The sequence below is a fragment of the Castellaniella sp. genome (assembly GCF_049650445.1).
Lineage (GTDB): Bacteria > Pseudomonadota > Gammaproteobacteria > Burkholderiales > Burkholderiaceae_B > Castellaniella.
Window position 1 is genome coordinate 1 of record NZ_JBASAD010000022.1, and the last position, 20493, is coordinate 20493.

A 20493-nucleotide genomic window follows, 5' to 3' on the forward strand; every position below is an offset into this window, starting at 1 on the left:
CAGCCCTCCGATCCAACGCCTCATGTTTTCGATCTCCATGGAATCCGCACGAATGGATCACACGATAGCGGGTTTGCCCTTCGCCGAACAGGCGCGGACGTGGCACATGTGTGTCAGGATCTTGCCCTTTTGAGCGCATCGGTTGAAGATGACCCCTCTCCCCCTTTTCCTGGCAGCCCCGATCGTCCATGTACCTACCCGACCATTTCGCCGAAGCCCGGCCCGAGGAATTGACTCGCATCATCCGTGAACACCCGCTGGGCGTACTGATCACACACGACGCCGAGGGCCTGGACGCCAATCACATTCCATTCGAATTCGACCCAGGCGCCGGCGCACACGGCCTGCTCACGGCGCACGTGGCCCGCGCCAATCCGCTCTGGCAGCGCTGTCCTTCGGGCAGCCCGGTGCTGGTCGTGTTCCGCGGCGCCGAAGGCTACATCTCACCCAACTGGTATCCCAGCAAACACGAGGCGCACCGCCAGGTGCCGACCTGGAACTACGAGGTGGTGCATGCCCACGGCCTGCTCACCGTGCGCGACGACGAGCGCTTCGTGCGCGGCATGGTCGGGCGGCTGACGCGCCGCCACGAAGCCGGCGAGCCCCGCCCCTGGAAGATGTCGGACTCCACGCCCGCGTTCATCAACGACATGCTGAGCCGGATCGTGGGCATCGAGATCGCCGTCACCTCGCTGGTCGGCAAGCGCAAGCTCAGCCAGAACAAAGAGGCCCGCGACCGCCTGGGGGCCGCCGAGGCGCTGGGCGCGCACGGGCATGCCGAACTGGCGCGGCGCATGCGCGAGGCGGGCTGAAACCGGATTTCCCACACCCGGGCCGGCTCATGAACGGCGCTCCAGCCTCCTGTTCTTGACCCCTATCAAGGCTATCAAAAAAAGTCGCCTGTTTACTTGATGACACTATATATTGTGTTTACGATTCACAAATACACAATATATAGAGATCACTAGGATGAATCCCAGCCAGCCTCAGACCTCGGCCGTCCCGGCCGAGCGCCCCGTCCCGCACGTGGACGTGATTCGCTCCATCGACGAATACCTGCGCCGCCAGGACTGGCGCGTCAACGCCAACGCCAACCAGGGCTATTCGCTGGGCGGCCTGATCCTGAACACCTCGGGCAAGATGATCGCCAATTACTGGCTCAGCCACGTCTACCCCGAAACCATCGGCCAGGCGCACCGCCAGGGCGATCTGCACATCCATGACCTGGACATGCTGTCGGGCTACTGCGCCGGCTGGTCGCTGCGCACCCTGCTGACCGAAGGCCTGAACGGCGTGCCCGGCAAGATCGAATCCGGCCCCCCGCGCCACATGGGCAGCGCCGTGGGCCAGATCGTCAATTTTCTGGGCACGCTGCAAAACGAGTGGGCCGGCGCCCAGGCCTTCAGTTCCTTCGACACCTACATGGCACCCTTCGTCCGCAAGGACGCCTTGTCCTACGCGGACGTCCGCCAGTGCATCCAGGAACTGATCTTCAACCTGAACGTGCCCTCGCGCTGGGGCACGCAGACGCCGTTCACCAACCTGACCTTCGACTGGGTCTGCCCGGAAGACCTGCGCGCGCAGATCCCGGTCATCGGCGGCGAGGAAATGCCCTTTGCCTATGGCGATCTGCAGGCCGAGATGGACATGATCAACCGCGCCTACATCGAGGTCATGATGGCCGGGGACGCGCGCGGCCGCGCCTTCACCTTTCCCATCCCGACCTACAACATCACGCCCGACTTCGACTGGCACAGCCCCAACGCCGAACGGCTGTTCGAGATGACCGCCAAGTATGGCCTGCCCTATTTCCAGAATTTCATCAATTCGGAACTGCAGCCGAACATGATCCGCTCCATGTGCTGCCGCCTGCAACTGGACCTGCGCGAACTGCTCAAGCGCGGCAACGGCCTGTTCGGCTCGGCGGAGCAGACCGGTTCGCTGGGCGTGGTGACGATCAACTGTGCGCGGCTGGGTTATCTGCACGCCGGCGACGAAGCGGGCTTGTTCGCCCGCCTGGACGAACTGCTGGCATTGGGCCGCGACAGCCTGGAAATCAAGCGCCGCGTCATCCAGCAGCACATGGACGACGGCCTGTTCCCGTACACGCGCCGCTACCTGGGCACCCTGCGCAACCATTTCTCCACGCTGGGGGTCAACGGCATCAATGAAATGATCCGCAATTTCACCGCGGACGAACACGACCTGACCCACCCCTGGGGCCACGATTTCGCCGTGCGCCTGCTGGACCACGTGCGCGCCCGCATGGTCGAATTCCAGGAAGCCACCGGCCATCTGTACAACCTGGAAGCCACCCCGGCCGAAGGCACGACCTACCGCTTCGCCAAGGAAGACCGCGCCCGCTGGCCCGCCATCCTGCAGGCCGGCACGGACGACATGCCCTACTACACCAACTCGTCCCAGTTGCCGGTCGGCTTCACCGACGACCCCTTCGAGGCCCTGGAGCGCCAGGACGAGCTGCAGCGCAAGTACACCGGCGGCACCGTGCTGCACCTGTACATGACCGAACCGCTGTCCTCGGCCGACGCCTGCCGCGAACTGGTGCGCCGCACGCTGGGCCGCTTCTCATTGCCCTACATCACGGTCACGCCGACGTTTTCCATCTGCCCCAGGCACGGCTACCTGCCGGGCAAGCATGAATTCTGCCCGCAGTGCGACGATGAACTGATCGCCCGCAAACAGCGGGCGGTCGCTGCCTAGATTCTTTCACCCACCCTCAACAGGAGCACTCCATGAACCCGACCCCCGTCACCCTGAACGACGCCGAGCGTCAACCCTGCGAAATCTGGACCCGCGTCATGGGCTATCACCGTCCCATGTCGTCCTTCAATATCGGCAAGAAGGGCGAATTCCACGAACGTCGCTACTTCGTCGAACGGCGCGCCGGTCAGGCACCCGCCCACTCCGCCGTCTGAGACGATGAAAGTCGGCGGGCTGGTGCCCTTCACGGCCACGGACTACCCCGGCCTGCTGGCCGCCGTCGTCTTCGTGCAGGGCTGTCCCTGGCGCTGCGGCTATTGCCACAACCCGCACCTGCAACCACGCACGACCGACAGCCCGCTGGACTGGAACGATGTCATGTCCTTCCTTCGCCGCCGCGTCGGGCTGATCGACGGCGTGGTCTTCAGCGGCGGCGAACCCACCATGGACCCCGGCCTGAGCGGCGCAATCCGCCAGGTCCGCGCCCTGGGCTATCGCATCGGTCTGCACACCGGCGGCACCCACCCGCGCCGTTTGGCCCAGGTGCTGCCGGACGTCGATTGGGTGGGGTTGGACATCAAGGCCGGGTTCGACCACTACGAACGGGTCACACAGGTCGCCGGCAGCGGCGTCCCGGCCCGCACCAGCCTGCAGGCCGTACTGGACAGCGGCGTCGATTTCGAATGCCGCACCACCGCCCATCCCGACCTGATCGATCCAGCCGGCCTGCTGGCGCTGGGCCGCGAACTGGCGAGCCTGGGCGTGCGGCGCTACGCAGTGCAGGTCTTCCGCCCGCAGGGCTGCGAAGATGCAGCCCTGAACGCGACGGGTCGCGGTCTGGCCGATTACCCCGGCCGCGCGGCCGCCGATACGCTTGCGGCGTTATTCGATTCGTTCGAACTGCGCCGGGCCTGAATCCAGAAGCCCATCAGCCCCGACGGATCAGGCGGTATCCACGCGAGTCGACGTAGTCTTCAGGTACCGTACATCATCCGGGGCAGGAAGAGGACGATGTCCGGGAAGACGGCAACGAGCGAGACGGCAAGGATCAGCATCAAAAAGAAAGGAAACGCCGCCTTGGAAATGAACAGAATGTCGCGCCCCGTCATCCCCTGCAAGACAAAAAGGTTCAGACCCACCGGCGGCGTCAACTGTCCCATTTCCACGACCAGCACCAGGTAGATGCCGAACCAGATTGGATCGATCCCCGAGGCCTGGACCGCCGGAAAGAGCACCGCAGTGGTCAGCACCACGATCGAAATACCGTCCAGAAAACAACCCATGGCGATGAAGAACACCGTGAGCGCGGCCAGCAAGGCGAAGTGGCTCATGTTCATGTCGGTGATCCAGCGCGCGATGGCCGTGGGCAAGCCCGAATAGCCCATGGCGATCGTCAGAAACGCGGACCCTGCCAGGATGAAAGCGATCATGGACGAGGACAGCGTCGCCGAAATCAGGCCTTCCTTGAAGGTCCGCCAATTCAAATCGCCAAATAACCAGCTCATCAGCAATGCCAGAACAACCCCGACGGCAGCGGAATCGGTCGGACTGGCCAAGCCCAGGTAGATCGAGCCCACGACCCCGACGATCAGCAAGGCCACCGGCAACAGGGTCTGTGACGCCTTGAGCTTTTGCCGGAAGGACAGGGGAGGATCCTTGGGTGGCGTCTTGACCCAGCCGCTCGCCGACCAGACGGCAACATAAGCCATGAACAAGCCAATGACCAGCAGGCCCGGCAACACCCCGGCGATGAACAGGCGCGCGATGGATTGCTCCGCTGCGACCCCATACACGATCAGGATGATGGAAGGCGGGATCAGCAGGCCCAGAGTCCCCGAACCGGCGATCGTGCCCAGCACCAGGCTTTCGTCGTAGCCACGCGCCTTGAGCTCCGGAACCGCCACTTTGGCCACGGTGGCACAGGTCGCTGCCGAGGACCCGCTCACCGCCGCGAAGATGCCCGAAGCGAGAATGCCGACATGGCCCAGGCCCCCGGGCAGAGAACGCATCCAGGGCGCCAGCCCCGAAAACAGATCCTTGGACATGCGCGAACGGAACAGGATCTCGCCCATCCAGATGAACAGCGGCAACGCCGCCAGGGACCATTCGGACGACGAACTCCAGAGATTGGTGGCCAGCACATGGGTGAAAGGCGCGCTCGAGAACAGCAGCACGCCGACCAGACCGGTGATGAAGAGCGCGACCGACACCCACAGGCCAACCGCCAGGCTGCCGATGAGCGTCGCCACGAGAATGAAGGACATCATGACTTCGGACATCACAGGGCCTCTTCGGCGGGGTTTTCGATACGCAAGGATTCGCTGGCCCCAGTGCGCAGGACCTCGATCAGGGTGTCAAGCGCCGCGATCAGGAACACCGCAGTGCCCAGACACAGGACGGACTGGGGGATCCACAAAGGGATTCTCAGCAGACCCGAGGCGCGGTCGCCCCACATGAAGGACTGAAAAGCCAACTGGCCGAGGCTGTAGGTGAAGATCAGTCCCGCAACCACACCGACCAGGGCCACGGCGGTCAGCGTGCCGCGCCGCACCCGGGGTGGCAGACGTGATTCGACCAGTGTCACCCGGATGTGGGCCGCCCTGCGAAAACCCAGCCCCAAAGACAGGAAGGTGGAGAAAGCCAGCGCATACCCCGACAGCAAAGCATACGAGGGGATCAACAGGCTATAGCTGCGGCCGAACACCGACATCGCCACATAATCGATCAGGTTGAGCAGGACCTGGCCGAACACGATCACCGTGATGCCCAGAAGAGAAACAGCGGCCAGGCCGCCACTGATCCGGTACACAGTATCCAGGAGCTTGCGCATCGCACCGTCCTTTTGTCTTCAAGAGACGAGTGAAGAGAAGTGCCGGCACGCTCTCGAGCGCGCCGGTCCGGACCCGCTTACTGCGCGCGGTAGGCTTTCAGGATGGTCTCGCCGCGCTCGCCGGCTTCCTTGCTCCATTCGGAGCCCATGGCCTTGCCGATCTCCTGAAGGGAAGCATTCAGCGCCTCACTGCCGTTGCCGACGGTGATGCCGTGCTCTTGCAGCACCTTGCGCTGATCGACGTGATCGGTCGCAGCCATGTCCCAGCCGCGTTTCTCGGCGGTTGCGGCGGATTCCAGCACGGCCTTCTGTGTCGCCGGGTCGAGCGCGTCGAAGACTCGCTGATTGACCACGACGATGTTCTTGGGCAGAAAGGCGGCCACATCATAGAAATACTTGAGGTAATCCCAGGCCTTGGTGTTCACCCCTGTCGAGGTTGACGTGAGCATGGCGTTCACACGTCCCGTGGTGAAGGCCTGGGCCAGGTCCGGCACCTCGACCTGGGTGGGCACAGCCCCGGCAAGCTGGGCCAGGCGCTCGGTCTGCGGGCTGTATGCACGAAACTTCAGGCCATGCAGATCCTCGATCTTTTCGACCGGACGATCGGTATAAAGCCCTTGAGGGGGCCATGGGACCGAAAACAGCACTTTCACATTCTGACGGCCCAGTTCTTCTTCGATTGCAGGCTTGGACACCTGATAGAGCTTGCGGGAGTCTTCGAAGGAGACTGCGACGAAGGGGACGGAATCCAGCGCAAAGATCGGATTCTCGTTCGCCAGATTCGAAATGATGAACTCACCGATCTGAATCTGCTGAGAGCGCACGGCATTCTTGATTTCCTGATGTTTGATCAGCGAACCGGCCGCATGCACCTTGATCTGCAGCTTGCCATCGGTGGCGGCGTTGACGTCCTTGGCGAACTGCAGGATGTTCTGAGTGTGGAAATTCGATTCTGGGTATGGCGTGGCCATCTGCCAGGTCTCGGCCTGAGCCGTGACCGCCGACAGTGCGAACGCCATGCCCGCAACGATTGTTGTGCAAAAACGCATGGATCCCTCCGGAGGTGTTTTGAGCAAGGCCAGGATGATGGCCCATGTTATTAATAATAGTATCGATAAATATTGGCAAGCAAGCATGATACCGAAATTACCGGGTAAATACCTACATTCTCTTGTGATTTAATGATAGATCAATTGATTGTCGAACAATTTCATTGTGACGATCCGGACAATGATATAAACTATTGATAATTTTATTAATAGTCAAGAAATCTCCAGGAGGATCAGTATGGGCATCCGTCATCACACACTCGTGGAGGGCAACTGCCTGAGTTTCAAGGGTGGCGCCTTCGGTTTCTCCGCCATCGTCCTGATCGAGGCCGACGGTCACGGCCCCATCCTGTTCGACACCGGCCACCATGCCACGCGCAGGCTGCTGCTCGAAGCACTCAAGCACCGAGGCCTGCAACCTGCGGACATCCGGACGGTCTTCCTGTCGCACCTGCACTTCGACCACGCCAACAACATCGACCTGTTCCCCGGCGCAACCTTCTATGCCGGTGCGACCGAATGGGCCTACGCTCACGAACCGGCTCAGGAAGACATCTTCTGCAGTCTGGGCATGAATACCTACCTCGAACGCCAGGATCTGCGCCTGATCCACGATACAGAAGGCGAACTCGTCCCCGGTCTGCACTACCGCCACGTGCCCGGCCATACGCCCGGCAGCTACCTTCTGCACTACACCCGGGAAACCGGTGAACGCGTGGTGCTGGCGGGCGACGCCTGCAAGACCTACCGGGAACTGGCCAATCGACACTCGGCCGACGAATACGATCAAGAGCGGCGCGCCTCCGCCTCTCTGCAATGGATTGCGGACAACGCCGACATCGTCGTGCCGGGCCACTTCCCAGAATTGCGCCGTACCGAGAGTGGATGGGTCTGGGACGAGCCCTCGCGACTGGAGCTCATCATCCGATGAATCCCGACAGCACAATGACGCCCTCCACCGAGCGGATCGTGGAGCAGCTCGAATCCGACATCATTTTCGGCCGACTGCGCCCCCATCAGGAACTGATCGAAGACGCCTTGATGGCCCGATTCGACGCCAAGCGCCACATGGTGCGCGCCGCCATCCAGGAACTCGTCGCGCGCCGCATCGTGGTCAAGCCGCGCTCGAAATCGGCCCGCGTCAAGGATTTCACCACCTCCGAGGTCGAGGAAATCTACGCCATGCGCACGCTGTTGCAAGGCGAAGCGGCCCGCATCATGCCCTTGCCGGCCGATCACGAGGCACTCAACGCACTCAAAGAGGTCCACGTCCGCTACGTGGCCGCGGCGTCTGTGGGGGCGGACCAGAATCTGATCCACAAGCTCAACGACGAATTCCACACACACCTGTTCGCCTTGTGCCACAACCGGATACTGTGCAAAGCGATCGCCTTCTACACCGAGGCATCCAACCCTATCCGTTCCTACGGAATCACAGATGAAAAATGGCTACGGCGCGCCATTGCCGAACATACCGCCATGATCGAAGCGATCGAAAACCAGGACCGCAAAGCCCTCGAAACCTTGGTGGTAGAGCACATGGGACCCTCGCGCCAACGCTGGGAAACCATGCGCGCGGGCGCATGAACCGCTCAAGTCTCTCCCACACCGGAACCCCATCATGAAGGTCGACTATCTCATCATCGGCGCCGGCATCATCGGCGCCGCCCTCGCGGCTGAAATCGCACGGCGCAAGCCCGCAGCCCGCATTCTCGTCGCCGAAAAAGAAAAAGACGCGGCCTGGCACCAGACCGGCCGCAACAGCGGCGTCGTGCACTCGGGTGTCTACTACACCCCAGGCAGTCTCAAGACCCGATTCTGCCGGGCAGGCATGGAGGCGACCAAAGCCTTTTGCGCCACGCGCGGCATCGGCTACGAAGAACGCGGCAAACTCCTGGTCGCCACCAATGCCCAGGAAGCGGCCAACCTCGCGAAACTGCAGGAACGCGCTGCTCAAAACGATGTCAAGGCCGAGAGACTGGAACTGGCCGAACTCAAACGTCTGGAACCCGCCATCACCGGCCTGGCGGCCCTGCATATCCCTGCAACGGCGATCACGGACTATGCCGGCATCACCCGGGCTCTGCTGGCCGATGTCGAGACGGCCGGCGGCACCGTCCGCTTCAACGCGCCCGTACTCACCGCCCGCAAGGCCGGCGAGGCCTATGAGGTCGACGTCGGTGGCGACCGGATTTCGGCAGGCCACATCATTGCCTGTTCAGGCCTGGCCTCGGACCGGGTGGCGCGCATGCTCGGCATCGACCCGGGAATCCGCATCGTGCCTTTCCGCGGTGAATACTTCGTGCTGCCCACGCGTCTGCAGACCGTGGTGAGCCACCTGATCTATCCCGTACCCAACCCCGCCCTGCCCTTTCTCGGCGTGCACCTGACCCCCATGATCGACGGCACGATCACAGTCGGCCCCAACGCCGTCCTGGCCCTCGCCCGCGAAAAATACACGCGCTTCAGCGTCGATCCGCACGACGCGTGGTCGGCCCTGAGCTACCCCGGGCTGTGGAAAATGCTCGCCAGACATCCGCTTCCCACCCTGAACGAACTGAAGGGCTCGCTGTTCAAGCGCGTCTACCTGCAAGCGGTACGCAAGTACTGCCCCGAGGTCCGCCTGGAGGATCTGACGACATATCGCAGCGCCAACCGGGCACAGGCCGTCCGACCCGATGGCACCCTGGTCGACGATTTCCTCATCAAGCGCCTGGACGGTATCACCGCCATCCTCAACGCGCCTTCGCCCGCCGCCACCGGAGCCATCCCCATCGCCCGACAGATCGCGGACGACATTCTGTAGCTCATTCCGGAGGTCTGCCGCGACTGGGCACCACCCACCGGATGCTCAACGTGGCGTGACGCCTACGCGCCCGGCGAGCGCCGAAGCCGCCGGGCGCAATCGTTGACGCACGGCGTCCAGCGTGTCCCGCAGCACCGCCTTGGGCTGGAACACCGCCATGTCGATGGAATCCAGTGTGTTCTTCACCATCAGGCCCAGTTCCGTATCGCCCTCGATCACCAGGCGGCGGCTGAAAAACAGCGTGTCGGGATCTTCCCGGCGCTGCAGCAGGCAATGGAAATCCCAGGCATCGGCGCGAAAGGTCAGGTCGGGTTCGGCCACGTCGTGCCGGGCCGCCCGGAAGGCGCCATCGCGCCAGGCGTAGTCGAAACGCAGCCCCGCATCCGCGACGTGGATGCGCAGGGAACGGCCTTCCAGCCTATGCAAGGTATCGGGATGCAGGTGGCGGGCCAGCACCAGGTTCAGGCCGGTAACGAACAGCATCGAGCCCGGATAGCGGGGCAGGCGTCCGAGGACCCGGGCGAAGGGTTCGGGAATGCGGTAAGCGGGGGTGGAGGGATTTTGCATGATCGGGCTCATAGAAATAAAGCGGGAAGGAGGCCTCAGGCCGCGCGCGTCCTGACCCCGGGGGTGCGCGCATCCTGGGCCTGCGTGACGACGACTTCGCCATCCTGGACCATGTCCAGGCCGGCGCGACCATGCCAGTAGCCGTTGCAGGGGCCGGCCGGCATCAGCGGCACCAGCCGCCGGTGGGCGTCATCGGCCGACTCACGGCCGTCGAGCACGGCGCGGAAGGCGGCGGCGACCTGGTCCATGTGCTGCGACTGCGGGCTGAGCCGCACCACGTCCACGCCCAGGTCACGCAGATCGCCCAGCGCATGGATCAGGGTGTAGACCAGCGCGGACTGGGTCTGGATACCGTTGATCGTCAGAAAAGCCTGGGATTCCTTGGTTTCCAGCAGCAGGCCGTCGGGATGATCCATGCAGACGTACTGGCAGTTGTCCTTGGGAAAATTGCGGTTGCGGGCGGTGAAGCAGCGGGCGGAAAAAGCCAGCGGCATGCGGCCATAGGCGAAGACTTCGGTCTGCAGGCCGGCGGGCCGATCCTGCTGCAGTTGCGTCAGGCCTGCGCGGCTCATTTCCAGCGGCATGACCCAGCGGGTCGCGCCCTGCGCGGCAATCACATCCAGGGTGGGTTTACTGTAAATATTCAAAAACGGCCCGCCAATGAAGGGTTTGCTTTTCATCTGCTGCACCGCCCCCATGTCATTGGCCTCGACATCGTAGCGTTCGTTCTCTGTGATCTTGCGCAGGATGTTCAGGTCGTTGCCCGATTCCAGCAGAACCTGGGTGGACAGGACAGGCGTCTTGCCGGCCTCGGCCAGCATGTCGGCAATCTCGATCCAGTCGGACAGGCGCAGTTCGTGGCGGCGCGAACAGACGGTTTCCCCCAAGTAGACGATGTCCACCGGCCAGTCACGCACGGCGGCGTAGAACTCCAGGGTGGCGACGCGAGGCCAGTAATACTGCAAGGGACCCAGGGCGATTTTCATGACGGTGTTTCCTTGTGCGCAATCAGCAGGGCAGCCCACACTCCCGACAGACCAGTCGGGCGCAGCGCCCCGCGCGGGATCATTTCCAGGGCCGGTTGTAGGCGCCCAGCGTGTGCTGCTGGCCTTCGGCCACCTTGTTCAGTTCGGCCATCCAGGACGGATGCACCGAATAGCGGGACGGGCTGCTGCGGGCCTGATCGATGGCCTGGCGCCAGACCCGGGTGACCTGGGCGGTGTAGGCCGGACTGCGTTGACGACCCTCGATCTTGATCGCCCGTACGCCCATGGCCATCAGCCGGGGCAGCAGTTCCAGGGTATTGAGGCTGGTGGGTTCTTCCAGCGCGTAATAGTTTTCGCCCGCCACGTCGAAGCGGCCCTTGCACAGGGTGGGATAGCCGGCGTTCTCGCCGCCGTCGTAGCGGTCGATCAACACGCCGTTCAGACGCGATTCCAGGCCCTGGTCCGTCTGCTGCCAGCGCACGTGCTTGGCGGGCGAGCAGACGCCGTGCGTATTGGGCGATTCGCCCGTGGCGTAGGACGACAGGGCGCAGCGCCCCTCGACCATGACGCACAGACTGCCAAAGCCGAAGACCTCGATCTCGACCGGCGTGTTTTCGCAGACCTGCTGGACCTGAGCCACCGACAGCACGCGCGGCAGCACGGCGCGCGCCACCCCGAAGCGTTCGTGGTAGAAACGGATGGCCTCGTAATTGGTGGCGGAACCCTGCACCGACAGGTGCAGCCGCAGATCGGGGTGGCGCTCGCAGGCGTAGGCCATCAGGCCCGGATCAGCCATGATGACCGCGTCCACGCCGGCTTCGGCCGCGCGGTCCACCGCGTCCCGCCACAGCGTCCAGGCGTCGGGCTGCGGATAGGTGTTCAGGGCCAGCAGGACCTTGCGCCGGCGGTCGTGGGCATAGCGGATGCCTTCGGCGATGGCGGCGGCGTCGAAGTTCAGGCCGGCGAAATTGCGCGCATTGGTCGCATCGCGAAAGCCCAGGTAGACGGCATCGGCTCCTTCGTCGACAGCGGCCTTGAGCGCCGGCAGGCTGCCCGCAGGACAGACGAGTTCGAAATCCGACGAGTCGTGGTGAGGCACCACGCCGGGACGGTGAGATTCGGGGAGGGCTGACATGGGAAGCATCCAGGGGATTCGTGGCGGGGCACACCGCCGGGCCCCGCTTCGGCAACAGCAGGCACTATGCCCTGTCGGGCGGCATCGGGCCTTAATCAGGATCAAGAAGTGCACATCCCGACCTGTGCTCGGGGTCTTTCGCAGGAAGCCACCGGCGGGTGGCAACGACGCATCCGCCCGAGGGGAAACAGCATCCGGGACACGGTCTTGACCCACCCGGGACCGGGGATCGTGTAAGGTAGTGACACCACCATCGCCACCCATGCCGCCCCCCTCTCAGAAAACCCTCATGGCCTCTCCCGACCTGACCCTCGACGTGCGCTCGCTACCCGCCCCCGAACCGCTGGAACACTGCCTGGAAGCCCTGGCTGATCTGGCCCCGGGCCAACGCCTGCACATGCTCATAGACCGCGAGCCGTATCCGCTGTACGCCATGCTGGACCGCGACGGTTTCCAGCATTGCTGCACCTTCGAGGACACACACTTCCAGGTCACGATCTGGTACGACGCGAAATAGCGATGCAACGCGCCCTGGACTTCGACAAGACGCCCGCCCTGGGCGTGCCTCTGCCCTTCTTTCTGAACGTTCCGCTGTTCGCCCTGCTGGCCGGCCTGCTGGCCGCCTGGGCCGGACCGCAGGCCTTCACCTCACACGGGAACGGCACCGCGCTGGCCCTCACCCACCTGTGGACTCTGGGCATCCTGGGCAGCGCCATGCTGGGCGCCCTGCTGCAGATCCTGGCGGTGGCCTGCAACGTCCCGGTGGGCGCCGCCCGCGTGATCGCCGGCGGGGCGCACGCGCTGCTGACGGCGGGCACGCTGCTGCTGGCGACGGGGTTCCTTGACTGGCGGACGGATGCCCTCATCGGGGCCGCTGCTCTGCTCGGCGTGGCTTTTGCGCTCTACCTGGCGGCCGTGGCGTGGGCACTCTGGCGTCACCGGCTCCAGGTCTACAAAGGTGCCCGCGAGATCCTCGTGCCGGTGCGAGGGGCGCTGTTCGCCCTGGCCGGTACCGTGCTGATGGGCCTGACCATGGCGCTGTCCCTGGGCCTGGGGCTGCCCCTGCCCGACTGGCTTGGCCCCCATGCACTGTGGGGGCTGACCGGCTGGGGCGGCCTGCTGCTGATGGGTATGTCCTTCCAGTTGCTGCCGATCTTCCAGGTGACGGAAATCTACCCCAAGCCGCTCACGCGCTGGCTGCCGCTGCTGATCCCGGGCCTGCTGCTGGCCTGGACGGCGCTGGACGCCTCCGCCGGCCTGCCCCGACTGATGCGGGAAACCGTCGAACTGCTGCTGGTCTGCGCCTACGCGCTCTGGGCCGGCGTCACGCTGCATCTGCTGTGGACCCGCAAGCGGCCCACGCCAGAGACCACCACCCTGTTCTGGTTCGCGGGCATGCTCAGCCTGCTGGCCTGCGCACCTCTATGGATCTGGATGACGCACGGTCACGCCCCCCGCGCCGGGATGGTGCTGGGCACGGTCATCATCGTCGGGGTGCTGGGTTCGGTGGCCAACGGCATGCTGTACAAGATCGTGCCCTTCCTGCTCTGGAAGCACGCCCAGGACGCGATGATCGTGCCTGACCGCGACCCGGGCCAGGCCCGCATCTATCTGAAGATCCTGCCCAAGATGGCAGCCTATATCGACGAGCGCGCCGCCCGGCTGCAATGGGCCGCCCACGTCGCCGTCGTCCTGTGCTGGGCGCTGGCGGCGGCTGGCTGGGCCCCGGCTGCCAAGGCGGCCGGCCCGGTGCTGATCGTCTCGGCGGCGGGCCTGGCCTGGAACACCGGCCGCGCGTTGCGGCTCTATCGCAAGACGCTGCAAGCGATGGCGGCGCTACCCGATGCACACCCCGGCCTGCGTTGACGCCACCGTTCAGAGATCGCCGATCTCCGTCAGGATCCGGATCAGATCGGCCATGTGGGCCGCGCCCAGTTTTTCCATGGCCTGGGCGCGCTGCACTTCGACATAGCGCACCGATACGCCCTGGTCCGCAGCGATGTCCCGGTTGGTCATGCCGGCCCGAACGCCCCGGATCACCGCGCGCTCTCGCGGGCTGAGCGCATGGTACAGCCCCTGCAGGCGCCGCCGCTGGCAGGCCTGTTCCGACTTGGCCAGGGCACGCTCGATGGCCGGCAGCAGGGTATCCAGCAACACCGGTTTTTCCAGGAAATCGGCGGCTCCGTTGCGAAAAGCATCCGTCACCATGGGGACATCCGCGTGCCCCGTCAGGACGATGATCGACAGGGGACTGCCCAGTTGAGCCAGGTGGGCCTGTACGGCGCGGCCGTCCCACAATGAGGCATGCGCATGTCCAGCAGGACCACGCCCGCCGCGTACAGATCGGCCCGCTCGAGGAACACGCGGCCGTCCGGCCAGTCCCGGCAGACCATCCCCACGGTCTCCAGCATGTACCGGCAGGCATGCCGCACCGAGGCGTCGTCATCGACCACGTGGATGATGGCTTCGCTCATATTCATGAATCGGACCTCGTGGGCTCCAAAGGCAAGTCCAGCACAACCAGGGCGCCCGGGCGTCCATCTGCGCGACGGCCGAGATGAATCCGCCCCCGCAGGGACAGCATGATACGTTGTGCAATCAACAGCCCCAGGCCCAGGCCATCTCGCCGCGTCGTCCGGAAAGGCACGAAGGGAAAGCGCAAATGCTCTTCCTCGAAGCCCGGTCCGTCATCGGCAACCTCGATACGCGCGCCGCCGGGACAGGCGCTCGCCTGAACCCTGACAAGGCCGGCCCCGAACTGTACCGCATTGCTCAGGACATTGGCCAGCACCTGTTCGAAGGCGCTGGAAACCGGGCGCTCCGCCAACGCCGCAGGCATCGAAGACTCGATCAAAACCCCCTGACGGCCGGCCTGCAAGCGCGCCATTCCGATCACCTGCTCGACCAGCACGCCCAGAGCCCGCCGCTCACCGACGGGAGCCGTCTGTCCCGGCCGCGCCCAGCCGCGTAAATTGGCAATGGCGCGATCGCAGCGCAAGACCTCGTCCCGGATCCGCTGCAAGACCGGCAGCAAGGCGGAATCGGGCGTCTCGGACTTCAGACGCCAGGCAGCGGCCTCGGCATATTGCAGGATGGCGGAAAGCGGCTGCTTCACCTCATGCGCGATCCCGGCGGCCATTTCCTCCAGCGAGGCGACCCGGTCCGCCCGCGCCAAGGCCTGTTCATACGCATGGAGCTGCTCATGCGCCTCGCGCAGGCGTCGGCGCTGCCGCCGCGCCACCCGGGCCAGCCAGAGGCTGCTGCCCAGCAGCCATGACGCACAGGCAAGCAGGCCGACCAGCCATGGCCAATAATGCGCCAGCAGGCGGCGCGTCTGCGCCCAGATGTCCCGATCGCCGGATACATAGTCGATCCGGCGCAGGCGCCGCTCCACATCGGCGGACGAAACCGGCAAAGACCATCGAGGCAGGTCGGCCGCTGGCGGCTCCTCCAGCAAGGCCCGACCCACGGCCGCCGCCAGGGCGTCGGGCACGGTGTCCAGCGCGGCCAGGGACCAGCCCGGCAAAGTGCGGGTACTGGCCTCGCAAGGCGGCGATCCGGCATCGGCACCCGTGCGGGCGTCGGTGGCCGCGGGCCGGAGCAGGCGCAAGGAAACACCGCCGAGGCGCCCGGCATCGCGCAGCTCTTCATACAGGCACAAGGGTACGATCGCGGCATCGACCTGCCCCGCCAGCAACTGCAGCAGAGGACGTTCCGCCGGAAAACCGGAAAAGACCGGAACATAGTCCCGCCCCGGCACCAGTCCTTCACGGTCCAGCAGCTCGACGCCCAGCAGATACCCGCCCAGAGCCTGCGGATCCACGGCGCCGACCCGAAGGCCGCGCAACCCGGCAAGGCTGGCAGGCCCCGCCTCGCGTGTCCAGATCGCCGAACCGATCTGCTCCAGAAAACGCAGATCCCCCCTGCCGGAAGGGCGCAGCGTCGCCAGCCAGCGCACCGGCCGGCCGGGATCCAGCGCCCCGAACTGCACCGGATTGGCCAGCAGGAAATCCAGGTTGTCCAACGCGCCGTGCTGCAAAGCCCTGTCCGGCATGAGAGGCACGAGATCGAAACGCTCGCCCGGAAAGCGGCGTTCAAGCCAGTCGCGCCACCCCGTCCAGGCTTTCAACGCCGTTTCCGGTCCGCGCGGCGCCCTGCTGTACAGGGAACACTGCATGGCCTGCCACCGCCCGGACGGACAAGGCGTGCCGCGCGTCTTCCCCGCACTGGACGGCAACTCGGCGATCTTCGCCCAGAATCCGCAATCCTCCATCCAGATCACGCTGGAAGGCGGCCGCATGCCGCTGAACCCCGACACGGACACCATGGCATTCGCCATGCCCGGATTCAGCCATCTGCCCGATCAGGATCTCAGCGAGATTCTGAGCTTCATCCGCAGCGGCTGGACCAACCAGGCCCCCGCCGTCACGCCCGACGATGTTCGTCAGATCCGGACCTTCCTGAACACCAAAACCCCCAACATCCAGACAGGAGATCGCCATGAATAGCCCCCGCGCACCGAAACGAGCGATGCGTCTGGTCCTGGCCCTGGGCGTGGGCCTGAGCCTGGGCGCCGCAGCCCTGGCCCAATCGACCGGCGCGGTTGCGCCCCAGACCCATGCCGTCAAAGACAAGGACGGCGCTCCCCTGCCGGCCTACACGATCCCGGATGACGCCGCGATCTTCCAGCACCCGGACGCGGAAGACATTCTCTACGGGCAGCGGCTGCTGAACGAAACCCAGCGGCTGCTTCCCGACCATGTGGGCGCCGCAATGAACTGCAGCAGTTGCCATGTGATGCAGGGCAAGAAACCGCTGGGAGCCCCCTTCATCAACACCTACAACAGCTTTCCCCAGTTCAACCCGCGCGCGGGACGGGAGATGACGCTGGAAGAGCGCATCAACGGCTGCATGATCCGTTCGATGAACGGCAAGAAGCTGCCTGTGGACTCGCGGGAAATGCGGTCCATGCTTGCCTACATGAAATGGCTGGCGCAGGACGTGCCGCATGGCGCCCGGGTGCAAATCAAGAACGCCAGCCCCTTCGACACGAGCCTCGTGCCCGATCCCGTCAGAGGCCGTGCCCTTTATGCTCAGCAGTGCGCGTCCTGCCACGGCGCCGACGGAGAAGGCCGCAAGGACGCCCGGGGCCACATCGTCTTCCCGCCGCTCTGGGGAGATGAGTCCTTCAATATCGGCGCCGGACTGGCGCGGACCTACAAGGCGGCGGCCTTCATCTACGACAACATGCCCATGGGCGTCCATACGGACGGCGCCTGGGGCGAAGGCCGTACGCTGAGCCAGCAGGACGCCGTGGACGTGGCGGAGTTCTTCACCCACATGCCGCGCCCCGATTTCCCGCTGAAGGACAAGGACTGGCCTTCGGGCAAGAAGCCGAAGGACGCGCGGTATTGACGTTGGGGCATCCCGCGACATGGGGACATCCCTCCACGTCGCGGCCTGCAGGCCGCTTCGATTCGTCATGCTGAAAACCCCTTCGAATTGCGGCATCCCTCCACGTCGCGGCCTGCAGGCCGCTTCGATTCGTCAGGCGTAGGACAGTCCGCAGAGGACTGTCCTACGTCCGGACTCATCCCTTATAACCTCTCAGTCCGTCGGGATCCAGGATGGTGTATTCGCGGCCCCGAACGCGGATCAGGCCGCGGCCGCTCAGTTCGCGCAGGATGCGGGAAAAGTGTTCCGGGGTCAGGTTCAGGCGCGAAGCAACGACGGCCTTGCTGATCTCGATGCGAAAGGGTTCCCCCGCCTCGCCCCGCCATTCGCGCAGCAGATAGGTGATCAGGCGCTGGGCGCCGGTGTGCAGGGTGTAGGCCTCGACGTCGCCCATCAGGGTGTACAGACGCTGGCTCAGGCCGGCCAGCATCTTGCGCGCCATGCCGGGATTGCGGTCAAGCTGATCGAACAGTGCATCGCGCCCCACATGCAGCAGCAGCGTGTCGCGCAGGGCCTCGGCAGTGACGATGTAGTCCTTGCCCATGAACATCAAGGCCTCGCCGAAACCGTCGCCCGGGCCGATCAGGCGCACGACGCGCTCCACCCCTGAGGTCGAAACGAACACCAGCTTCACCTGGCCGTAGACCACCACGTGGAACCCCAGGCAGGGATCGCCACGCCGGAAGATGATGTCCCCGCGCACGGCGCTGATCTCGCTGGTGCCCCGGGCAATGGGGTCCAGATCCTGTGGCTGCAGTTCGTTGAACAGCGGCACCTGAGAGAGCAGATCGCGCATCCGGGCGTGACGCGTGCGGTCGTCGCCCCCACCCCGCAGACGCCACGGGTTGATAGAATCCCCCGTACGATGATCCGCGCTCTCCTGACCTTCCTGGGTATCGTGGCCCTGGCCCTGGGCATGCTGGGCATCTTCCTGCCCCTGCTGCCCACCACCCCCTTTCTGCTGCTGGCGGCTTTCTGCTTCCTGCGCAGTTCGCCGCGCATGCATGCCTGGTTGATGTCCCATCGCATCCTCGGTCCGTACATCCGCGACTTTCAGGCGGGGCGCGGTATCCCCTTGCGCAGCAAATGCATCGCGCTGGCCTTCATGTGGCCCTCGCTGGCCCTGTCGGCCTGGGTCATGCCGGTGCCCTGGGCGCGCTGGTTCCTGCTGATCCCGGGCATCGGCGTGACGATCTACCTGTGGCGCCTGCCCACCCGGCCGGCGGGCGACGCCGACGTGGCCACGCACACACAGGACCCGATCACCCCCGATCAGATCAAGCGGGAATAGGTCGCCACCCGGGGCCGGCGCACGTACTGATCGAACACCATCGCCAGCGCGCGCACGAACACGCGTCCCTTGGGCAGCACCCGCAGGCCGCGCGCATCCAGCTCCAGCAAACCGGCGTTCGCATAGGGGCGCAAACGGGCCAGTTCGTCCGCAAAACAGGACTCGAAGGAACGGCCGTGGCGCGCCTGGAAATCAGCGAAATCCAGCGGCATGCTGCACATGACGGTCATGATGACCTCGCGGCGCAGGGCGTCCTCCGGGCTCAGGTCGAAACCCTTGGCCGTGGGCAGTTCGCCCTGCTGCAGACAGTCGCGGTAGGCGTTCAGGGAATGGTGGTTCTGGATGTAAGCGTCGCCGACCTTGCCGATCGCCGAAACGCCGAAGCCCACCAGATCACATTCCGCGCGGGTGGTGTAACCCTGGAAATTGCGATGCAGGCTCTGGTTCAGGCGCGCCCGGTTGAGCTCGTCGTCGGGCTTGGCGAAATGGTCCAACCCGATATAGACATAGCCGGCCGCCAGCAGACGGCGCACCGACATCAGGAAGATCCCCAGGCGCGTGTCGGCGCTGGGCAGGTCTTCGGCGTGAATCAGGCGCTGCGCCTTGAAGCGGTCAGGCAGGTGGGCGTAGTTGTACAGGGCGATACGATCGGGGGATAGCTCGATCAACTGGTCCAGGGTGCGGCTGAAACTGTCCAGCGTCTGCTTGGGCAGACCGTAGATCAGATCGGCGTTGATCGACTGAAAACCGTTGTCCCGGCTGGCCTGCAGGGCCGTACGCACCATGTCATACGGCTGGATGCGGTTGACCGCCGCCTGCACCAGGGGATCGAAGTCCTGCACGCCGAAGCTGGTGCGATTGAAGCCCAGCCCCGCCAGCATGGTCAGCGACGCAGGCGTGACGGTGCGTGGATCGATCTCTACGCCCAGTTCGGCGTCGGGGGTGAATTCGACGTGGCGGCGGATCCGGTCCATCAACGCAGTCAGTTCGTCCGCACTCAGGAAGGTCGGCGTGCCGCCCCCCAGGTGCAGTTGAATCGCGCGGTTGTGGCGACCCAGGTGCGGGCCGACCTGGTCGATTTCCTGGTACAGGACATCCAGGTATTCAGCCGAACGGCTGTGGTCCTGGGTGATGATCTTGTTGCATGCACAGAAATAGCACAGCGACTCGCAAAACGGCAGGTGCACGTAGACCGACAGGGGCGGCGCCTGCTCGGCCGCTGCCCGCTCTTGAAGACGCGCGACGTAGGCCGCAGCCGGGTAGTCCTGCTGAAAACGGTCGGCCGTCGGATACGAGGTGTAGCGCGGGCCGGACTGGTCGAAGCGACGGATCAGCGCCTCGGAAATTTCCAGGTCGGGAAAAGCGATGGTCTCCGCAGAGGAGGCCTCGGCGGGCGTTTCTTGGGTCGTCATGCGGCAAACTCCTGCGACAAGGCCGCGCCGGAAACCGAGAGGACCGGTGCTTCAGGCGGCATTGTTCTACATTTCAACATAGTGTCCCTGAAAAATCCTCCTACCGACTTGACGCAAGTCAAGCCGGTGTCTTCGCGTATCATTGAACCATTCCGCGCACCCACGCCCGGCCATGTCCTTCGCATCCGGCGATTTGTCCGGCAAGGACCCGCGGGCTGTGTGTTTCCGATTTCCGTATCATC

Annotated in this window: 23 protein-coding genes; 12 read left to right on the top strand and 11 right to left on the bottom strand. The window is 64.7% G+C overall.

What is annotated here, in order from left to right:
- Positions 1 to 188 precede the first annotated feature (188 nt).
- From WA983_RS07405 to WA983_RS07420, 4 genes are all read left to right on the top strand, one after another.
- Positions 189 to 812 (top strand): FMN-binding negative transcriptional regulator, encoded by a 624-nt coding sequence (locus WA983_RS07405; protein ID WP_424311814.1) that lies wholly within the window; start codon positions 189 to 191, stop codon positions 810 to 812.
- 157 nt (positions 813 to 969) lie between these two features.
- On the top strand, positions 970 to 2721 hold the full coding sequence (locus WA983_RS07410) for a ribonucleoside triphosphate reductase (RefSeq protein ID WP_424247073.1): 1752 nt from the start codon (positions 970 to 972) through the stop codon (positions 2719 to 2721).
- Between the two features lie 32 nt (positions 2722 to 2753).
- The gene (nrdD, locus tag WA983_RS07415) at positions 2754 to 2936 is read left to right on the top strand and encodes an anaerobic ribonucleoside-triphosphate reductase (RefSeq protein ID WP_424247071.1); all 183 of its coding nucleotides are present in this window, start codon (positions 2754 to 2756) and stop codon (positions 2934 to 2936) included.
- A 4-nt stretch (positions 2937 to 2940) separates the two neighbouring features.
- Entirely contained in the window at positions 2941 to 3636 is a 696-nt protein-coding gene (locus WA983_RS07420; protein ID WP_424311815.1) for an anaerobic ribonucleoside-triphosphate reductase activating protein, read from the top strand.
- A 59-nt stretch (positions 3637 to 3695) separates the two neighbouring features.
- Here WA983_RS07420 and WA983_RS07425 read toward each other — a convergent pair whose 3' ends face one another.
- The 3 genes from WA983_RS07425 to WA983_RS07435 form a co-directional block, all read right to left on the bottom strand.
- Complete coding sequence (locus WA983_RS07425; protein ID WP_424247067.1) at positions 3696 to 5000, bottom strand: TRAP transporter large permease; 1305 nt, start codon at positions 4998 to 5000, stop codon at positions 3696 to 3698.
- Entirely contained in the window at positions 5000 to 5551 is a 552-nt protein-coding gene (locus WA983_RS07430) for a TRAP transporter small permease (RefSeq protein WP_424247065.1), read from the bottom strand. Before WA983_RS07430 ends, WA983_RS07425 begins: the two co-directional genes overlap by 1 nt.
- 77 nt (positions 5552 to 5628) lie before the next feature.
- Entirely contained in the window at positions 5629 to 6687 is a 1059-nt protein-coding gene (locus tag WA983_RS07435; RefSeq protein ID WP_424311816.1) for a TRAP transporter substrate-binding protein, read from the bottom strand.
- 151 nt (positions 6688 to 6838) lie between these two features.
- On the opposite strand from WA983_RS07435, the gene WA983_RS07440 reads away from it, so the two are divergent.
- Genes WA983_RS07440 through lhgO form a run of 3 tightly spaced genes read left to right on the top strand, consistent with a single transcriptional unit; the run spans position 6839 to position 9406 of the window.
- Complete coding sequence (locus tag WA983_RS07440; protein ID WP_424247061.1) at positions 6839 to 7531, top strand: MBL fold metallo-hydrolase; 693 nt, start codon at positions 6839 to 6841, stop codon at positions 7529 to 7531.
- A gap of 14 nt (positions 7532 to 7545) precedes the next feature.
- Positions 7546 to 8187, top strand: coding sequence for a GntR family transcriptional regulator (locus WA983_RS07445; RefSeq protein WP_424247059.1), 642 nt, complete (start codon positions 7546 to 7548; stop codon positions 8185 to 8187).
- 34 nt (positions 8188 to 8221) lie between these two features.
- Positions 8222 to 9406: an L-2-hydroxyglutarate oxidase gene (lhgO, locus tag WA983_RS07450; protein ID WP_424247057.1), complete on the top strand. Its 1185-nt coding sequence runs from the start codon at positions 8222 to 8224 to the stop codon at positions 9404 to 9406.
- Between the two features lie 45 nt (positions 9407 to 9451).
- On the opposite strand, the gene ubiT is transcribed toward lhgO, so the two are convergent.
- The 3 genes from ubiT to ubiU all read right to left on the bottom strand — a co-directional run bounded on the left by ubiT (position 9452) and on the right by ubiU (position 12094).
- Positions 9452 to 9973, bottom strand: a complete 522-nt coding sequence (ubiT, locus tag WA983_RS07455) for a ubiquinone anaerobic biosynthesis accessory factor UbiT (RefSeq protein WP_424247055.1) — start codon at positions 9971 to 9973, stop codon at positions 9452 to 9454.
- Positions 9974 to 10008: 35 nt separating this feature from the next.
- Positions 10009 to 10959 (bottom strand): ubiquinone anaerobic biosynthesis protein UbiV, encoded by a 951-nt coding sequence (gene ubiV / locus WA983_RS07460; RefSeq protein ID WP_424247053.1) that lies wholly within the window; start codon positions 10957 to 10959, stop codon positions 10009 to 10011.
- A gap of 79 nt (positions 10960 to 11038) precedes the next feature.
- Positions 11039 to 12094, bottom strand: a complete 1056-nt coding sequence (ubiU, locus tag WA983_RS07465; RefSeq protein WP_424247051.1) for a ubiquinone anaerobic biosynthesis protein UbiU — start codon at positions 12092 to 12094, stop codon at positions 11039 to 11041.
- Between the two features lie 289 nt (positions 12095 to 12383).
- Here ubiU and WA983_RS07470 point away from each other — a divergent pair, with 289 nt between their 5' ends.
- Both WA983_RS07470 and WA983_RS07475 read left to right on the top strand, forming a co-directional pair.
- Positions 12384 to 12611 carry a DUF2249 domain-containing protein gene (locus tag WA983_RS07470; RefSeq protein WP_424247049.1) on the top strand — a complete coding sequence of 76 codons (228 nt, stop codon included), beginning with the start codon at positions 12384 to 12386 and terminating at the stop codon, positions 12609 to 12611.
- A gap of 2 nt (positions 12612 to 12613) precedes the next feature.
- The gene (locus WA983_RS07475) at positions 12614 to 13960 is read left to right on the top strand and encodes a hypothetical protein (protein ID WP_424311817.1); all 1347 of its coding nucleotides are present in this window, start codon (positions 12614 to 12616) and stop codon (positions 13958 to 13960) included.
- A gap of 9 nt (positions 13961 to 13969) precedes the next feature.
- Here WA983_RS07475 and WA983_RS07480 read toward each other — a convergent pair whose 3' ends face one another.
- From WA983_RS07480 to WA983_RS07490, 3 genes are read right to left on the bottom strand one after another with little or no spacing between them, the layout of a single operon-like run.
- A complete protein-coding gene (locus tag WA983_RS07480) occupies positions 13970 to 14392 on the bottom strand; it encodes a response regulator transcription factor (RefSeq protein ID WP_424248744.1) in 423 nt (140 codons plus the stop codon).
- Entirely contained in the window at positions 14323 to 14574 is a 252-nt protein-coding gene (locus tag WA983_RS07485) for a response regulator (protein WP_424248742.1), read from the bottom strand. Before WA983_RS07485 ends, WA983_RS07480 begins: the two co-directional genes overlap by 70 nt.
- Positions 14571 to 16223: a sensor histidine kinase gene (locus tag WA983_RS07490; RefSeq protein ID WP_424248740.1), complete on the bottom strand. Its 1653-nt coding sequence runs from the start codon at positions 16221 to 16223 to the stop codon at positions 14571 to 14573. The genes WA983_RS07485 and WA983_RS07490 overlap by 4 nt, the downstream gene beginning before the upstream one ends.
- Here WA983_RS07490 and WA983_RS07495 point away from each other — a divergent pair.
- Both WA983_RS07495 and WA983_RS07500 read left to right on the top strand, forming a co-directional pair.
- Positions 16147 to 16602 (top strand): c-type cytochrome, encoded by a 456-nt coding sequence (locus WA983_RS07495; protein WP_424248738.1) that lies wholly within the window; start codon positions 16147 to 16149, stop codon positions 16600 to 16602. The genes WA983_RS07490 and WA983_RS07495 overlap by 77 nt on opposite strands.
- On the top strand, positions 16595 to 17509 hold the full coding sequence (locus WA983_RS07500; RefSeq protein WP_424248736.1) for a c-type cytochrome: 915 nt from the start codon (positions 16595 to 16597) through the stop codon (positions 17507 to 17509). The genes WA983_RS07495 and WA983_RS07500 overlap by 8 nt, the downstream gene beginning before the upstream one ends.
- Positions 17510 to 17684: 175 nt before the next feature.
- Here the strand turns inward: WA983_RS07500 and WA983_RS07505 are convergent, their stop codons facing one another.
- Positions 17685 to 18344 carry a Crp/Fnr family transcriptional regulator gene (locus WA983_RS07505; protein WP_424247582.1) on the bottom strand — a complete coding sequence of 220 codons (660 nt, stop codon included), beginning with the start codon at positions 18342 to 18344 and terminating at the stop codon, positions 17685 to 17687.
- Between the two features lie 69 nt (positions 18345 to 18413).
- Here WA983_RS07505 and WA983_RS07510 point away from each other — a divergent pair, with 69 nt between their 5' ends.
- Positions 18414 to 18839: a YbaN family protein gene (locus WA983_RS07510; protein WP_424247580.1), complete on the top strand. Its 426-nt coding sequence runs from the start codon at positions 18414 to 18416 to the stop codon at positions 18837 to 18839.
- Here the strand turns inward: WA983_RS07510 and hemN are convergent.
- The gene (hemN, locus tag WA983_RS07515; protein WP_424247578.1) at positions 18821 to 20251 is read right to left on the bottom strand and encodes an oxygen-independent coproporphyrinogen III oxidase; all 1431 of its coding nucleotides are present in this window, start codon (positions 20249 to 20251) and stop codon (positions 18821 to 18823) included. The genes WA983_RS07510 and hemN overlap by 19 nt on opposite strands.
- Positions 20252 to 20493 lie beyond the last annotated feature (242 nt).

Coding starts and splice junctions, on each gene's coding strand:
- WA983_RS07405 (WP_424311814.1), top strand. CDS start 189: ATGTACCTACCCGACCATTTCGCCGAAGCCCGGCCCGAGGAATTGACT.
- WA983_RS07410 (WP_424247073.1), top strand. CDS start 970: ATGAATCCCAGCCAGCCTCAGACCTCGGCCGTCCCGGCCGAGCGCCCC.
- nrdD (WP_424247071.1), top strand. CDS start 2,754: ATGAACCCGACCCCCGTCACCCTGAACGACGCCGAGCGTCAACCCTGC.
- WA983_RS07420 (WP_424311815.1), top strand. CDS start 2,941: ATGAAAGTCGGCGGGCTGGTGCCCTTCACGGCCACGGACTACCCCGGC.
- WA983_RS07425 (WP_424247067.1), bottom strand. CDS start 5,000: ATGTCCGAAGTCATGATGTCCTTCATTCTCGTGGCGACGCTCATCGGC.
- WA983_RS07430 (WP_424247065.1), bottom strand. CDS start 5,551: ATGCGCAAGCTCCTGGATACTGTGTACCGGATCAGTGGCGGCCTGGCC.
- WA983_RS07435 (WP_424311816.1), bottom strand. CDS start 6,687: ATGCTTGCTTGCCAATATTTATCGATACTATTATTAATAACATGGGCC.
- WA983_RS07440 (WP_424247061.1), top strand. CDS start 6,839: ATGGGCATCCGTCATCACACACTCGTGGAGGGCAACTGCCTGAGTTTC.
- WA983_RS07445 (WP_424247059.1), top strand. CDS start 7,546: ATGACGCCCTCCACCGAGCGGATCGTGGAGCAGCTCGAATCCGACATC.
- lhgO (WP_424247057.1), top strand. CDS start 8,222: ATGAAGGTCGACTATCTCATCATCGGCGCCGGCATCATCGGCGCCGCC.
- ubiT (WP_424247055.1), bottom strand. CDS start 9,973: ATGCAAAATCCCTCCACCCCCGCTTACCGCATTCCCGAACCCTTCGCC.
- ubiV (WP_424247053.1), bottom strand. CDS start 10,959: ATGAAAATCGCCCTGGGTCCCTTGCAGTATTACTGGCCTCGCGTCGCC.
- ubiU (WP_424247051.1), bottom strand. CDS start 12,094: ATGTCAGCCCTCCCCGAATCTCACCGTCCCGGCGTGGTGCCTCACCAC.
- WA983_RS07470 (WP_424247049.1), top strand. CDS start 12,384: ATGGCCTCTCCCGACCTGACCCTCGACGTGCGCTCGCTACCCGCCCCC.
- WA983_RS07475 (WP_424311817.1), top strand. CDS start 12,614: ATGCAACGCGCCCTGGACTTCGACAAGACGCCCGCCCTGGGCGTGCCT.
- WA983_RS07485 (WP_424248742.1), bottom strand. CDS start 14,574: ATGAATATGAGCGAAGCCATCATCCACGTGGTCGATGACGACGCCTCG.
- WA983_RS07495 (WP_424248738.1), top strand. CDS start 16,147: ATGAGAGGCACGAGATCGAAACGCTCGCCCGGAAAGCGGCGTTCAAGC.
- WA983_RS07500 (WP_424248736.1), top strand. CDS start 16,595: ATGAATAGCCCCCGCGCACCGAAACGAGCGATGCGTCTGGTCCTGGCC.
- WA983_RS07505 (WP_424247582.1), bottom strand. CDS start 18,344: ATGCGCGATCTGCTCTCTCAGGTGCCGCTGTTCAACGAACTGCAGCCA.
- WA983_RS07510 (WP_424247580.1), top strand. CDS start 18,414: ATGATCCGCGCTCTCCTGACCTTCCTGGGTATCGTGGCCCTGGCCCTG.
- hemN (WP_424247578.1), bottom strand. CDS start 20,251: ATGACGACCCAAGAAACGCCCGCCGAGGCCTCCTCTGCGGAGACCATC.